Origin of the sequence: Guptibacillus algicola (genome assembly GCF_020171805.1) — a bacterium.
Classification (GTDB): Bacteria; Bacillota; Bacilli; order Bacillales; family Guptibacillaceae; genus Guptibacillus; species Guptibacillus algicola.
Genome location: NZ_JAIVAF010000003.1, coordinates 771,091 through 784,681, shown reverse-complemented (window position 1 = coordinate 784,681; position 13,591 = coordinate 771,091). Strand labels below are relative to the sequence as shown.

The window sequence follows — 13,591 nt, the reverse complement described above, 5'->3', positions numbered from 1 at the left end:
TCCTTTCCATCATTTAAATTTCGTGCTACATTATGAGAGGATTTCTAAGACAAGGAAAGGAGCAACAAACATGATCCAACGCTTCATAGAACTTGGAGAAGGCTATTCTGATATTTATGAGCTAGTCGAACTTGCAAGAACAAATTCACATCGAGTTCACCGTCTTTTGTTATTACATACAACGAAAAATGAGCTCCCTGTTGTCTCACCCGTCGTCGTATTAAAGACTGCTGGCGAAGGAAACCTTCAGCCACTTTATGTATGTAGAGAAGGGATTCCTGATAAAGAGCCCTCAGTAAAACGACTTCAGTTGTTTGAAGAAGTTAGTGAGGAACTATCTCTTCCAATCATCCCTCTTGAAGTAAAGCCATCAAGTGACTTTAACGAAGTTGAGCTTTACTATAACCACATCATTGGCATCTTACGTCTAAATCATCTTATTCCACCAATGCAATGATAAAAAAGCAGAAACCTGAAGAGGTTTCTGCTTAAGCCTGTAGAGGAACATGGAGTTCCTCTACAGGCTGAGCACCCGTTAGCGGGTGCTTTTTTTTGTGTAAGTTTGTTGTAATCTAGATGATACGCTCCCAATGCCGTAGGAGCTTAAATACCTCTTGCTTTCCTGTGGACGAACGTCCAAGCCTCAAAGCGAACAAAGACCGTCCACTCTGAGTCTTGAACGCCCGTTGGACCACGGGAGTAAAGAGGTATTCACTCCTACTAGAGTACATTCAATCAAATTTAAACTTTCCGACCTATTACGCTAACAAACTTTTCAGCGCGTCATTTTGAGGTGGTTTATTCTTGGCTCATATTAATGCAGATTGAAGCGGAAGGATGCTCGACTCCTGCGGGACATGCGGGACAGGTGAGATCCCGCAGGAGCGTGCGACGAGGAAGCTCACCGCCCGCCCCGCGGAAAGCGAGCATCCTGGAGCGTAAATCACCACTATTTTTGTTGGCGGATTCCTTAGACCTTCTCAACAGCCTGGAGCAGAAACCTGAAGAGGTTTCTGCTTTTTTATGATGGTATTTCCTTCGTTTGATAGACGTGTTGTTTTCGATTTAAGATAGGTAGCACTTTTTGTTTCACGTAGACCACGCTAACTAATAAAATGAATCCAGCAAATAAGAAGAGTCCTCTCGTTCCAAATCCTGCGACAATCCAACCGCCTGTAATGGGACCTAGAAGGTTTCCAAGATAAATAGCACTATTCGAAAAGCTATATGTTCGACTCTCCATCCCTACTGGTGATAAGCGTTTAACGAGAGAATTGACTGAAGGCAATAAGCCTCCTATACAAAGACCTAACAGGAACCTTAAGGCGATCAATTGCCATAACTCTTGGACGAACGCTTGTGGAATCGAGAAGACTGCCGCTCCGATTAGGGAATAATACAACACATGTTGAGATCCCTTTACATCTCCCATCTTTCCAAGCTTCGGTGATGCAACCATGTTTGCAATTCCCATTACAGATGTGGCGATTCCTGCGAATAATGCAACGTTTTCACCTGACGCAAGCTTTTGTACGAATAAAGGAATTAGCGGATTCATACCTAGGAGGGCAAATTGCACGAGAAAGCCTACGATGAATAACGACATCATCGGGGAATGAACCGTAACTCGTTTAAAATCTTTAATAGCGTTACTTCTTTCCACTTTTGCTTTTGGATTTGGTTTGGTCTCTTCTTTTACAAGGAACAATACAACTAAAGCCGCTAACAAGATACAAAGTCCAGTTACGTTGAAAATCATCCGAAAACCAAATGCTTCTGCCATAAGCCCTCCAAAGAGAGGCCCGCATATAGCACCTGCTACAGCCCCTGAGTTAAGGGTACCAAGTGCATAGCCAACATGTTGTTTTGGGGTATTCGTAGCAACGAGTGCAATGGACGCAGGGATAAACCCTGACACCACACCATTCAATAGTCTGAGTCCAAGAAGTTCAAGGGGACCTGTGGCAAATCCGGTCAAAATAATGACGACTGCCATACCGAATCCTGAACGTAAAACCATTAGCTTACGTCCATGTCGATCTGCCACACGTCCCCAGAAAGGAGAAAATAAGAAAGCTGTTAAAAAGTTAGCACCAAATATGACGCCGGACCATATACTAATTTGCTTTTCACCTTCCACACCGAGCTCCTGAAGGTAAAGGGGCAGGAAGGGCATGATCATGGTCATAGCGCCAAGGACTAGGAATTGACAAATGAACAAAATCCAAACGTTGCGTTTCCAATTATTCATGCATACACATCCTTTGACTTGACCATTATAAACTTCGGTATCCGAAACAATCAACACTTACGCTCTTATTCACATACAAAAAGCCATCCTGGATAGGATGACTCTTTATAAACCCATTTTATAATCATATTGTTTTGCTTTATCTGGCTTTGCATTTTGATATTCAGTACGTACTTCAGGTCGCTTTGAGGGTTCTACACGCTTCACGAAATGAAGTGACTGCAAACGTTCTTTCGTGCTTTCTAGCTGATCGTAGTTTATGTAGAGCACGACATATTTTTGTTTTGAGGAAACATAGTGAACATTCCCAAACCTTCTTAATTGCTTCGCATGCTTTAGCGATTGAATATAAACAGCTAAGCCAACTCGTTCTACAAACATAACGTGCTTCCCCTTTGCTTTTAAATTCTTGTTTCAAATCTAGCACGGATAACGAACATCCGCAAGATTGGACATTATGAAGCTCATTTAGATATTCTAAGGATATGAAAGGATGCGATAGTGTGAACCTTACTGAAACATGGGAATCATTTTTAGACTTATTATCAAACGAAGAAGCGATACAATTTGTATATAAGCAGTCAATCACAGGCATTCCTTTTCTATATATTACAACAAACCCATCTGTGAGCAAAGGAACAATAGAAGACTCAATCAAATTATTAGCAGCTAAAGTGATGCGTGGAAAGCGTCTGCAGATGGAATACTCATTTGTTCGCAATGACGGAAATTTGCTTGTATACCGCGTTCGCTTTCTCGTTCCTCAAGAAAAAATGTTTTGTTGCGGGAACCTATGTCCTGACTGCATTCGTTTTCGAAATTGAAAAACCAGAGCAAATGCTCTGGTTAGCCACATCCGCAGCTGCCGCCTGAACCGCAGCCGCCGCCACAAGATTGATTGTCGAAGAACGGATTACCTGAAGGGACTTTTATGGAAGGAGAAACTTCACCAGCTAGAAGCGTACACACTTCAACGAGTAAGTTCTCAAGGTTTGTTTCTGCTTTCTTAAACTCAGCAACCTTATCATGAAGGTCCATATCGCGCTTCGCTTCTCTAACCTTCACTGTAATCGTCATATAATCTGGATGATACCTTCCAAAACGCTGAACTTCATCGTAAAGGTCCTTCATCTCAGAAAAATGCTTGATCAACCGCTGAGCCTCTTTATCTTTTTGAAGCGCTTTTCGTGCTTCATTATACTCGTGGGCAACTTCTGAATCTTTTATCGATAAACCAAGGTCTTCTGCCTGGTCTAAAATCATTACACTATCAAGAGTAGCAATCATCGTTACACCTCCGCTTTCATTCTACCACCTATAGGAAGGGCATGACCAGTGCTCTATTACAAATACCTTCTAAGTTTCCTTTTATTAGCTATTGACTAAAAATGGATTAAACTCTATAATCTTCTAGATTTATGTTTTTTCATCTTAGAAAGGAAGAAAAAAAACAAGTGAAACTTCTTACATTTAATCCTTTTCGAACGCTCGGTATGCCAGGGATATCTTATGTTAAGCCAGATCATATGTTTAAAAAGATCGATGACATTCGAGCTGCTGATGTCTTGTTATTCCCAGAAAACTGGCAAGTGAATTCCCTCGTCTATGGATTGCAAAAAAAGATTTTCCCTTCCATCCAATCCATCCAACTAGGCTTCGATAAAATCGAAATGACGAGAGCATTCTGGTCACTCGCACCTGACCTCACTCCATATACAGAAATCAGAGGGCGATCAAATGAATCAATCGAAATAATTTTAGACACGTTTCCGTTCCCATTCGTTGCAAAGGAAGCTCGGAATTCGATGGGGAAAGGTGTGTTTTTAATACAAAATAAAAATGACTTTCTCTCGTATTGTGAAAAGAATGAAGTATTGTATGTACAAGAATACTTGCCGATCGAAAAGGATCTCCGCGTCGTTTTTGTAGGTGATTCCGTTGTATCAGCCTATTGGCGCATTGGAGAAAATTCATTTCACAACAACGTTGCTCAAGGTGGAAAACTCGCATTCCACAGCATTCCACTTGAAGCACTTCAACTTGTTGAAAAAACAGCTAGAGCGCTCGGTATCAATCATGCCGGATTTGATTTAGTTGAGGCGAACGGAAAGTTTTACTTCTTGGAATTTAACTGTTTATTTGGAAACCAGGCTCTAAATCAGCAGGGAATCCGTGTAGAAAACATCATCTATGATTATGTGAAGAGTCAATTTACACCTGTAGTTCCGCCTACAAACCCATTCAAACAAATTTCATAAAAATCAATCTTTCTCAACAACCGATAAGCCTCTAACGTGAGGCTTATTTGATTTCTACCCTCATCTCCTTTAAGGATAAGTAACGCCCTCCGTCTGGTCGCATTATATCCAATCTTATTACATGCTTCCCTTCAGATAAATCTTGTAGAATAAAAGCTGCCTTATGCTCGGTTTGATGCTTCTTTCCGTCTACATAAACATCGATATAGCCTTTATGCTCGCTAGTCTCTTTCCGATCATCAAATGTAAAGTTTGGAATTAAGCATTCAACAAAAACACTCGAACCTTTCACCTTATGATGAACAACAACCGTTTCTGAGTCTTTATGACTTTGTGAGGGTTCTTGATACGACTGACCAAATCCGACGACTGGTATACAGCAAAGAATCATAAACAATATGAAAAGTGCATGTCTTCCATAGTGAATTACAAACTTCAATCGAAACACACTCCTTTGTTTAGAGTGTGCCCAACTTAAGTGAATTCATGACAAAAAAAAGACCCTACTGATTTTGCTGGGTCATTAAAGCTAACATTGTGTTAACCATATTTAACTGATTTTGAAACCGATCAACCTTCTGCGGAAAAGTTTGCCCAAAGAATTGTTTTGAGGCGAGTTCACATTCTTTCAATGCATAGGGCTCTCTGCTTAACCTTCTATACCAAACCGGTTGATTTCGAATAAAAAAGAGTAGATCCTGTCTTGTTGAAAGATATGCTTGCACTTCTTCACGCATTTACGTTCCTCCTAATCATGTCTGAATGGAAACGGAGATTGGTGATGGATGTACGGTGGTTGCTTCGGTTTCGACTGAAACTGTGAAAGGACTTCTTGTATGGAATAGACAGCACCGCTAAATTGCTCGATGTTTCTTTGAACTTCATCAAATTTTAATCCTTTGATCATATTTAGTACATTACCGATCGTACCCTCAGATTTTGCAGTCGTTTTTTCTTCAGATCCCGTCTTTTCATCACTATCAGAATCCAACCACATGTCGTCGTCTTCACCGAACAATGCCCATTCCTCAAAAAGATCCTGTAATGTTTTATCACCACTTTTAACCTTCTTTAATACGTGAGGATGCGCTTTGACGAATGTTTTGAATTCCTGAACCTTTTGGTTTGGCATTTTCTTTGCTTCAGGCATATTCGTCCCCTCCCTTTCTTACACGGCCTTACTACATCATAATTAGACTTTTCATAAATGTGCGCCTATTTTATTGGTGTAATATATTATTATTGATAAGATGAGTAAGTACATGAGAACAGGAAAGAAAGGGATGTCAGATGGACAAATTGAATGAACAACTCCGATCGAAACTTACCACGCTTTTAGAATCTAGCGATGAATCAAAACAGGCATTGCTTTCTCTATTAGAGGGTGTTGAAGAGAAGCATAATGGCAATTACAAAACTTATCTAGCTGCTTTAATGGGAATTAGTAGTAGATTGATGAATGAAAATACATATGAAAGCATCATTCCGAATCGAGTGCTCGTACACAACCCTCTTGGCATCACGCATGGCGGTATCACTGCTTCATTAATGGATATCGCTATGGGCTCTTTAGTCCATCAGTTCCTCCCCAAACAACAGGCTGCTGTCACGTCCGAAATGAAAATTCACTTCCTATCTAGCGGGACAGGAAGTGAACTTAGGTGCCTCTCAACCGCCATATTAAAAAGTGATACAAGATGGGTAGTGGAGGCTAATGTATATAGAGACGACCAAAAACTAGTTGCCACAGCAACTGGAACGTTCATGATCATTACTAAAAAGGCTTGATAAAGTTTTGCGTATAGTATTCTCGGAACACTCCGACACCGATCTCTGTAAAATCTTTGTTTAACAGGGCTTCTCGGTGTCCTTTACTATTTAACCAACCGATCATGGCAGCGCCTGCATCAGGATATCTTGCTGCGATATTTTCGCCAGCATAACTATAGAGAACATCTCCCTCTTTCAGTCGGTCTGATAATTCACCTTTCGTTGGTGATGTATGTGAAAAATACTCATTGTCATGCATATCCTTACTGTGTCTTACGGCGACTTCAGAAACAGCATCATTGTATCCGAGAGGCTCTTTTTCAAACTGATTTCGAATGACATTCGTCATCGCAAAAACCTGTTTTTCTCTAGCGAGCTGGACATCTTCCCACTGTTCATCTGATAAACTTTCTGTTTCGAGTAACTCACCTCGATAAGAAACGGCATATGGTCGCTGTGTAGCAAGCACTTCTGGATTCGCTAGTCTAACTGCTGCGAGTTTGCCGTTGAATTTATCAAAATAGTATTGAGCATAGAGATCATCACTAATTTTAACAAGCGGCTTCAACGATTTCTCTTCTTCCGTTAATTGAAATCGATACACACTACCCGCTGCATTTAAAGAAACTTCATCTGTAGGTGAACGATCTTGAAATACCGTTTCTTCTTGTTCACCGATCGGATAGTGTCCTGAAGCTTTGATATCCCCCATAAAGAACACAGTGACAACCTTCTCGTCTTGCACACCTACTTGAAGGTATGCTGAACTCGACTGTTCATAAATCCACCAATCATACCCATAGGCACTAGGATCGACTCGGTCTGGTTCTCCTAACTCGTCTGAAAGAGAAGATGCGTTCTCTCCCATCCATGTTTCTACCCCAGTAAGTTCGATAGGTTCCTCATTAACGTCCTTCTCTGCGCCAGTCTCAGGAACAGTTTCTTCGAGAACAAACTTTTCTTCCGTAATGAACCGATCAACTTTCGGTAGAACACGATCCCAATCTATCTTGTTATAAGCATCGACCGTGACCACGACTATAACGATCAATAATACGATGCGAATACCATTTTTAATCATCGTACCGCCTCCAATATATTGTAATCATTATGCATCAAATGGCGTCTGTTTCGCAATGTTAATGCATTCCGTCGCTTCCCTTAAACGAAAAAGAAGAGCCATCTCTGGCTCTTCCTAACTGCTTATGAGTTAATGTATTCTTTAAGATTAAAGTACGATACGATTCCAATAAATTTCTCATCTTCAACAACTGGTAGTTCAGTTAGACGATGATCATTCATGATTTTCGCAGCTTCCTCAGGCTTCATTTCTGGTGTAAGCGTCATAGGAGGGTTTTCCATTACATCTTCAATCTTAGATGAGCTTCCCTCTTTATCCGCAATGCCACTCACTGCAATTGCACGGTCTGTCACAATTCCAATTAAGCGATCACTATCGTCTAACACTGGAACGATCGTAACGTGTTCATTCTTCATGATAGACGCTGCTTCATTCATGCTATCTTCACGCTTACATGCTGTAACATGCTTTGCAACCTCCGCTACGGATACCATGCTTTTCTGAAGAGCAGAACCTAGCTCATCACGAACCATATCGAGTTTCTTGTAGCATGTGTTCAAAATGTTTTTGGGGAATTCTTCATCATACTCTACACCATGAGGATAGTAGTGCTTTCCTAGGTAAGGCTTCCCAAGCTTAATAATCGCATGAGCAGACTCTACTTCGCCCTCAACAGCTACTCCAGGTACTCTAAGATAATAAACGTCTCCGTTTGTCATATCTTCGAATTTATAATCGTATGTAACTCGTTCATAATCCCACTGTCCTGCAAGAACTAAACCGTTTTCATGCATGATGTGGTCTAAAATGGAAAACTGAACGATAGTGGACTCAAGTCCTGTGTTATCGAATTTCATTATATATTTGCCTCCTTTAATAGTTCGCAACCCTTCCACACTCTAATAATAGTATAACGGACTGTGTTGGTGCAACGTTTACTAGCTCTAAGCATTATACCAGATTCTTTATTAGTCTCTCCATAGTATTTGTACATTTAATATTTTTTTCAAAAAGTTAGTGATAATCTGTGGTATTTATCCTAATTCTGGTCACACTACCTATTGAAAGGAGATGACATTATGAAACGATATGTATCAGTAGCTGTGTTTCTCGTACTCTTCCTAGCTGCTGGGATTTTCACACCAGATACGGCCTTTGGTCAAACTACATACACGGTTAAATCTGGTGATACACTTTGGAAGATCTCAGTTCGCTACAAAATTGGTTTGAGTGAAATTATTAATGCTAACCCACACTTTGAAAACCCTGATCTTATTTACCCAGGTGACAGAGTAAATATTCCAACTGGAAATCCATCGATCAACGAATCGAAAGATGTTGGGCAACAAGTGATGGACTTAACAAATCAGGAGCGTTCTAAGTATGGCTTAGCACCTTTAAAATGGGACTGGGAAGTTGCACGAGTAGCTAGATATAAATCAGCAGATATGAGAGATAAAAATTACTTCTCCCATACGTCACCAACATATGGTTCACCATTTCAAATGTTAAAGAACTTCGGTGTCTCTTATCGAAGTGCAGGTGAAAATATTGCTGCTGGACAATCGACTCCACAAGAAGTCGTTAATGCGTGGATGAACAGTGAAGGCCACCGCAAAAACATCTTAAATAAAGGATACACCCACATCGGTGTAGGTTATGTTTCAGGCGGCTCTTACGGGCACTATTGGACACAGATGTTTATCTCAAAATAAAAAAGCACCCCCCTCATCATATACTAGCTCCAAGAGCTCAGTATTTGAAAGGGGGGTTTTTTATATACTTTCTTGTTCTTCTTCCATAATGAGAGTCGACACAACAATATTAATTTCATTCACTTGGAAGCCAGTCATCATTTCGACTTCTTGCTTAATTTTTTCTTGAAGAGTATAACAAACTAGCGGAATACACTCCCCATACTTGATTCCTATCTCAACACCGAGAGTCAACCCTTCATTCTCATCAAACGTTTCATCAGAATACATCGATTTTCGTTTACCAACAATACGTTTCAACGTACGCTTTACATTTGATTGAATTTGTTCAATCCCTTCCATTTCAGATACCACTACATCAAGGATGAAATCGAAGACTGTTTCGGAAATAGAGAGGGTTCCGTACAAACTGGGTTTCTTCATGTTGAAAACTTCCCCCTTTGTATTCTTCTCTTATCTATTTATATGAGGACTACAAATCAAAATATGCTCTATGAAAATTCATACCTCTTACTGGTAAAAGGAACCCTTACATACTATAATAAAGTAAGATGGTAGGTCTAGAAAGGAGAACAAGATTGCCAAAGTTCCTCTCAAAACGCTTCTTATTCATTTTATTATTTATTGCAATCGCTGCTTTATTTACGTTCTGGATCTTGCCTGTATCGATTCCTTTACTACTAGCATTCTTTACAGCACTTGCTTTAGATCCAGCCGTTCGCTTAATTAAGCAACGAACAAAACTAAAGAGGTATCTCCCAGTTACGATTGTTTTTACTCTGTTCGTGATTTTGATATCGCTTATGAGTTACTTCCTGATCACAAAAGTCGTGACAGAAGGTATTGAGATCGTTGAAAACTCCCCTATGTACATACAAAATATCACTCACATGTGGGAGAGCATCGAAGCAAACATGTATAGCGTATCAAAAAGTTTTCCACCCGAGTTTGTTCAAGAATTCACTTATCAAATTGAACAATTTCTCGAAAACTTAAAAGTAAAAATCAGCAGTATCGATTATCTTAAAATCATTACGATCTTCGTAACTGAAATACCTAACTATCTCGTAAGTATCCTTGTCTATCTCATTGCTTTGTTTTTATTTTTAATGGAACTACCAAGACTAAAAAGACAAGCATATTCATACCTCTCTGAGCAAACTGCAGAAAAAGTTCAATTTATGACAGGCCGTTTGTCTTATGTGATTTTTGGCTTTTTTAAAGCTCAATTTTTAGTGAGTATTATTATTTTCGTAGTAAGTTTAATCGGACTTTTAATGATTGCACCAAAGGTTGCTCTTCTGATGGCATTCATCATCTGGCTAATCGACTTTATCCCTATTATTGGATCGATTGTAATCTTAGGTCCATGGGCGTTGTACTACCTTATTTCAGGTGATATTTCGATGGGCAGTCAATTAGCGATCCTTGCCGTCGTTCTCCTTGTTATACGTCGTACAGTCGAACCTAAGGTCATGGGACAACATATTGGTCTATCCCCCTTATCTACTCTAATATCGATGTATATAGGTCTTAAGCTTCTTGGCATCATGGGCTTTATTATTGGACCAATCATTCTCATCGCATTTAACTCTGCTAGAGAAGCTGGTCTCATCAAAATCAATTTCAAATTATAAAAACGCGGGGTGCTCCCGCGTTTTTTTATTATGCAAAAAAAGAAGCTGCTCATGAAGAGCAACTTCTTTTCTTTGTTTACCAGATCATTCCCATAAGCGCTACAATTGCTGTACCTGCGACGAATATTCCGAAGAACATTCCCCATGCTGGGTACTGATGCCCTTTGTGGCTTAAGTGCATGAACATATAAAGTTGGAATACTAATTGGATCCCAGCGAGAATCATAATGAAAATTACTGTAAATCCATCTGAAATCGCGTCACTCGCAACAGCAACGAACGCAAGCATGGTGATGAAAATCATCATGACGAACGATACGATTTGCTGTTTAAATTCCTTTTCATGAGCAATCTTATGGTGAATATCAAGGTGACTCTGATCGTGTTCTGAAACGTGTTCAGTGCTTTCATGAGTACTCATTGACTTAACCCACCTTTCCCATTAAGTAAACGACTGTGAAGATAAAGATCCACACAACGTCGATAAAGTGCCAATACAATGCAAATAGATAAAACTTAGGTGCAGTGTAAAGGTCCATTCCACGACGCATGTTACGGAAGATCAATAGAGCTATCCAAACGATACCAGCAGTTACGTGGGCACCGTGTGTTCCAACTAGCGTATAGAACGCTGAGCCCCAAGCACTACTTTGCATAGTATGCCCATATTCGTGTACATAGTGGTTAAATTCATAAATCTCTAATCCAAGGAATCCTAAACCAAGAATAGCTGTTACGACAAACCAACCAATCATTCGCTTAAAATGATTTGTCTTTAGCGCCATCGTTGCGAATACGGACGTTAAACTACTTGTAAGTAGAATCATTGTGGCAATAAATACGAGTGGAAGCTCAAATAATTCGTTTGATGTCACTCCACCGTTCGTTGAGTTCCTTAGTCCTAAGTATACCCCAAAAAGCGAGGCGAAAAGCACTGTTTCGCCTCCAAGGAAAAACCAGAAGCCAAGAAATTTATTTTTACCATCAAGTGTCGCCCGTTCTGGATTGGCAGGCAATTTGCTCATTGTTTCTTTAGCACTCATTTGCCTTTCCCCCCTTCAGCAGGCAGATCTTCTTTGTGTATGTGATAACCATGGTAGTCGATAACTGATCTTAGAACCATACCTACTACAGTAAGTACAAGTCCACCGATTGCAATTATCCACATTGAATAGATTGCAGCTAAACCAGCGATGAATAGTCCTAGTGACATCACAAATGGAAGTATGGACGCATCAGGCATATGGATATCATCCAATGGTTCTGCAGGGACCATCACTTTATTACCAGCACGTTTCTCTAACCACCAAGCATCAAGGCCTCGTATAAGTGGCGTTTGAGCAAAGTTGTATTCAGGAGCCGGTGAAGAGATAGCCCATTCGAGCGTTCTTCCATCCCATGGATCGTTTCCTGCTTTTTTCCCTTTTACAGCAGTTTGGATAATGTTCCAAACCATTACGATCGTTGCGATTCCCATCAGGAATGCCCCTATGGTTGCCGCAAAGTTCGCTTCATCAAGACTTTGTCCTGATAGATATGTGTAAACTCGACGTGGCATTCCCATAAGACCCAAGAAGTGCATTGGGAAGAATGTTAAATGGAATCCAATAAAGAATAACCAGAAATGAAGTTTTCCTAGGAATTCATTTAAAACTGTACCGAAAATCTTCGGCCACCAGTAGTAGAATCCTGCGAAAAGACCAAAGACTACGCCCCCTACGATAACGTAGTGGAAGTGAGCGACTACGAAGTAGCTGTCATGGTACTGGTAGTCAGCCGGTGGAACACTTAGCATTACCCCAGTCATACCACCAAGTACGAAAGAAGGAATAAAGCCAACTGCAAAAAGGTTTGCTGTTGGGAAGCTTACTTTTCCTCCCCACATTGTGAATAACCAGTTAAAGATCTTAACACCAGTTGGAACGGCGATTAGCATCGTTGCAACGGCGAAAATTGAGTTTGCAATCGGTCCAAGTCCAACAGTGAACATGTGGTGAACCCAAACCATGAATCCTAAAAATCCGATTAGTGCTGTCGCAAATACCATCGCGGAATAACCGAAAAGGCGCTTACGAGAAAATGTTGCAATAATTTCAGAGAACATACCGAATGCCGGTAGTACTAGAATATAAACTTCTGGGTGCCCGAAAATCCAGAAAAGATGTTCATAAATAATCGGGTTACCCCCTGCTTCAGCTGCGAAGAACTGAGTACCGAACAAGCGATCGAACATAAGTAGTGCAAGACCGATTGTAAGTGCAGGGAAAGCGAATAGAATAAGACCTGATGTAATAAAGCTTGACCATGTAAATAACGGCATACGCATAAATGTCATTCCCGGAGCGCGCATGTTGATGATGGTTACTAGGAAGTTAATACCACCAATCAACGTACCGATACCAGAAATCTGTAGTCCTAATACATAAAAGTCTACTCCGTTACCAGGACTTGTGGTTGATAATGGTGCATATCCTGTCCAACCCGCGTCAGGAGCTCCACCCATAAACCAACCAAGGTTAAGTAGAATTCCTCCGGCAGAGAACAGCCAGAAGCCAAGTGAGTTTATAAATGGAAAGGCAACATCCCGTGCTCCTATTTGGAGTGGAATAATCGCATTCATAAACCCAAAGATCAGCGGCATCGCCGCTAAGAATATCATTGTTGTACCGTGCATCGTAAGCAACTGATTAAATGTGGCAGCGCCTACGAAGTCAAATTCAGGATAAAGCAACTGCACCCGTAGTAGGATTGCTTCTAGACCACCGAGGAGAAAGAAGAATGCCCCGGAAACGAGATAGAGAATCCCGATTTTTTTGTGGTCAACGGTAGTTAGCCAATCCCAGACAGGATTTTTCTTTTTATAATCTGACACGAATTAA

Annotated in this window: 18 protein-coding genes and 1 pseudogene; 6 read left to right on the top strand and 13 right to left on the bottom strand. The window is 40.5% G+C overall.

Annotated features, from left to right (window positions below):
• The first annotated feature begins 70 nt into the window (after positions 1-70).
• Positions 71-457 carry a DUF7147 family protein gene (locus LCM09_RS11670; protein WP_224881820.1) on the top strand — a complete coding sequence of 129 codons (387 nt, stop codon included), beginning with the start codon at positions 71-73 and terminating at the stop codon, positions 455-457.
• Between the two features lie 564 nt (positions 458-1,021).
• Here the strand turns inward: LCM09_RS11670 and LCM09_RS11665 are convergent.
• Positions 1,022-2,251, bottom strand: a complete 1,230-nt coding sequence (locus tag LCM09_RS11665) for an MFS transporter (protein ID WP_224881818.1) — start codon at positions 2,249-2,251, stop codon at positions 1,022-1,024.
• Positions 2,252-2,356: 105 nt separating this feature from the next.
• Positions 2,357-2,632: a YlbG family protein gene (locus LCM09_RS11660; RefSeq protein ID WP_224881816.1), complete on the bottom strand. Its 276-nt coding sequence runs from the start codon at positions 2,630-2,632 to the stop codon at positions 2,357-2,359.
• 122 nt (positions 2,633-2,754) lie between these two features.
• On the opposite strand from LCM09_RS11660, the gene LCM09_RS11655 reads away from it, so the two are divergent.
• Positions 2,755-3,075, top strand: a complete 321-nt coding sequence (locus tag LCM09_RS11655; RefSeq protein WP_224881814.1) for a hypothetical protein — start codon at positions 2,755-2,757, stop codon at positions 3,073-3,075.
• A 22-nt stretch (positions 3,076-3,097) separates the two neighbouring features.
• On the opposite strand, the gene LCM09_RS11650 is transcribed toward LCM09_RS11655, so the two are convergent.
• Positions 3,098-3,538 carry a YlbF/YmcA family competence regulator gene (locus tag LCM09_RS11650; RefSeq protein WP_224881813.1) on the bottom strand — a complete coding sequence of 147 codons (441 nt, stop codon included), beginning with the start codon at positions 3,536-3,538 and terminating at the stop codon, positions 3,098-3,100.
• A gap of 131 nt (positions 3,539-3,669) precedes the next feature.
• Here LCM09_RS11650 and LCM09_RS11645 point away from each other — a divergent pair, with 131 nt between their 5' ends.
• On the top strand, positions 3,670-4,509 hold the full coding sequence (locus LCM09_RS11645) for an ATP-grasp domain-containing protein (protein ID WP_263622916.1): 840 nt from the start codon (positions 3,670-3,672) through the stop codon (positions 4,507-4,509).
• A 43-nt stretch (positions 4,510-4,552) separates the two neighbouring features.
• Here the strand turns inward: LCM09_RS11645 and LCM09_RS11640 are convergent, their stop codons facing one another.
• The 3 genes from LCM09_RS11640 to ylbD form a co-directional block, all read right to left on the bottom strand.
• On the bottom strand, positions 4,553-4,948 hold the full coding sequence (locus LCM09_RS11640) for a hypothetical protein (RefSeq protein WP_224881811.1): 396 nt from the start codon (positions 4,946-4,948) through the stop codon (positions 4,553-4,555).
• Between the two features lie 64 nt (positions 4,949-5,012).
• Positions 5,013-5,246, bottom strand: a complete 234-nt coding sequence (locus tag LCM09_RS11635) for a YlbE-like family protein (RefSeq protein ID WP_224881810.1) — start codon at positions 5,244-5,246, stop codon at positions 5,013-5,015.
• A gap of 11 nt (positions 5,247-5,257) precedes the next feature.
• Positions 5,258-5,659, bottom strand: coding sequence for a YlbD family protein (gene ylbD / locus LCM09_RS11630; RefSeq protein ID WP_224881808.1), 402 nt, complete (start codon positions 5,657-5,659; stop codon positions 5,258-5,260).
• Positions 5,660-5,808: 149 nt separating this feature from the next.
• On the opposite strand from ylbD, the gene LCM09_RS11625 reads away from it, so the two are divergent.
• Positions 5,809-6,297 (top strand): PaaI family thioesterase, encoded by a 489-nt coding sequence (locus tag LCM09_RS11625; protein ID WP_224881806.1) that lies wholly within the window; start codon positions 5,809-5,811, stop codon positions 6,295-6,297.
• On the opposite strand, the gene LCM09_RS11620 is transcribed toward LCM09_RS11625, so the two are convergent.
• The 3 genes and pseudogenes from LCM09_RS11620 to LCM09_RS11610 all read right to left on the bottom strand — a co-directional run.
• Positions 6,284-7,360 carry a CAP domain-containing protein gene (locus tag LCM09_RS11620; protein ID WP_224881804.1) on the bottom strand — a complete coding sequence of 359 codons (1,077 nt, stop codon included), beginning with the start codon at positions 7,358-7,360 and terminating at the stop codon, positions 6,284-6,286. The two genes, LCM09_RS11625 and LCM09_RS11620, sit on opposite strands and share 14 nt — an antisense overlap.
• A gap of 122 nt (positions 7,361-7,482) precedes the next feature.
• Complete coding sequence (locus LCM09_RS11615; protein WP_224882987.1) at positions 7,483-7,854, bottom strand: CBS domain-containing protein; 372 nt, start codon at positions 7,852-7,854, stop codon at positions 7,483-7,485.
• A gap of 21 nt (positions 7,855-7,875) precedes the next feature.
• Positions 7,876-8,217 (bottom strand): annotated as a pseudogene (locus LCM09_RS11610) (YugN family protein); the annotation flags it as partial.
• A 222-nt stretch (positions 8,218-8,439) separates the two neighbouring features.
• Between LCM09_RS11610 and safA the strand changes: the two are divergent.
• Positions 8,440-9,075, top strand: coding sequence for a SafA/ExsA family spore coat assembly protein (gene safA, locus LCM09_RS11605; RefSeq protein ID WP_224881802.1), 636 nt, complete (start codon positions 8,440-8,442; stop codon positions 9,073-9,075).
• 60 nt (positions 9,076-9,135) lie between these two features.
• On the opposite strand, the gene LCM09_RS11600 is transcribed toward safA, so the two are convergent.
• The gene (locus LCM09_RS11600) at positions 9,136-9,498 is read right to left on the bottom strand and encodes an Asp23/Gls24 family envelope stress response protein (protein WP_224881792.1); all 363 of its coding nucleotides are present in this window, start codon (positions 9,496-9,498) and stop codon (positions 9,136-9,138) included.
• A 155-nt stretch (positions 9,499-9,653) separates the two neighbouring features.
• Here LCM09_RS11600 and ytvI point away from each other — a divergent pair, with 155 nt between their 5' ends.
• On the top strand, positions 9,654-10,712 hold the full coding sequence (gene ytvI, locus LCM09_RS11595; RefSeq protein ID WP_224881781.1) for a sporulation integral membrane protein YtvI: 1,059 nt from the start codon (positions 9,654-9,656) through the stop codon (positions 10,710-10,712).
• Between the two features lie 76 nt (positions 10,713-10,788).
• On the opposite strand, the gene LCM09_RS11590 is transcribed toward ytvI, so the two are convergent.
• From LCM09_RS11590 to ctaD, 3 genes are read right to left on the bottom strand one after another with little or no spacing between them, the layout of a single operon-like run.
• The gene (locus LCM09_RS11590; RefSeq protein WP_224881779.1) at positions 10,789-11,133 is read right to left on the bottom strand and encodes a cytochrome C oxidase subunit IV family protein; all 345 of its coding nucleotides are present in this window, start codon (positions 11,131-11,133) and stop codon (positions 10,789-10,791) included.
• A 4-nt stretch (positions 11,134-11,137) separates the two neighbouring features.
• On the bottom strand, positions 11,138-11,755 hold the full coding sequence (locus tag LCM09_RS11585; RefSeq protein ID WP_224881777.1) for a cytochrome (ubi)quinol oxidase subunit III: 618 nt from the start codon (positions 11,753-11,755) through the stop codon (positions 11,138-11,140).
• Positions 11,752-13,584, bottom strand: a complete 1,833-nt coding sequence (gene ctaD / locus LCM09_RS11580) for a cytochrome c oxidase subunit I (RefSeq protein WP_224881776.1) — start codon at positions 13,582-13,584, stop codon at positions 11,752-11,754. Before ctaD ends, LCM09_RS11585 begins: the two co-directional genes overlap by 4 nt.
• Positions 13,585-13,591 lie beyond the last annotated feature (7 nt).

Coding starts and splice junctions, on each gene's coding strand:
- LCM09_RS11665 (WP_224881818.1), bottom strand. CDS start 2,251: ATGAATAATTGGAAACGCAACGTTTGGATTTTGTTCATTTGTCAATTC.
- LCM09_RS11615 (WP_224882987.1), bottom strand. CDS start 7,854: ATGGTATCCGTAGCGGAGGTTGCAAAGCATGTTACAGCATGTAAGCGT.
- LCM09_RS11660 (WP_224881816.1), bottom strand. CDS start 2,632: ATGTTTGTAGAACGAGTTGGCTTAGCTGTTTATATTCAATCGCTAAAG.
- ylbD (WP_224881808.1), bottom strand. CDS start 5,659: ATGCCTGAAGCAAAGAAAATGCCAAACCAAAAGGTTCAGGAATTCAAA.
- LCM09_RS11650 (WP_224881813.1), bottom strand. CDS start 3,538: ATGATTGCTACTCTTGATAGTGTAATGATTTTAGACCAGGCAGAAGAC.
- LCM09_RS11635 (WP_224881810.1), bottom strand. CDS start 5,246: ATGCGTGAAGAAGTGCAAGCATATCTTTCAACAAGACAGGATCTACTC.
- LCM09_RS11645 (WP_263622916.1), top strand. CDS start 3,670: ATGTTTTTTCATCTTAGAAAGGAAGAAAAAAAACAAGTGAAACTTCTT.
- LCM09_RS11600 (WP_224881792.1), bottom strand. CDS start 9,498: ATGAAGAAACCCAGTTTGTACGGAACCCTCTCTATTTCCGAAACAGTC.
- LCM09_RS11590 (WP_224881779.1), bottom strand. CDS start 11,133: ATGAGTACTCATGAAAGCACTGAACACGTTTCAGAACACGATCAGAGT.
- LCM09_RS11620 (WP_224881804.1), bottom strand. CDS start 7,360: ATGATTAAAAATGGTATTCGCATCGTATTATTGATCGTTATAGTCGTG.
- LCM09_RS11670 (WP_224881820.1), top strand. CDS start 71: ATGATCCAACGCTTCATAGAACTTGGAGAAGGCTATTCTGATATTTAT.
- LCM09_RS11585 (WP_224881777.1), bottom strand. CDS start 11,755: ATGAGTGCTAAAGAAACAATGAGCAAATTGCCTGCCAATCCAGAACGG.
- safA (WP_224881802.1), top strand. CDS start 8,440: ATGAAACGATATGTATCAGTAGCTGTGTTTCTCGTACTCTTCCTAGCT.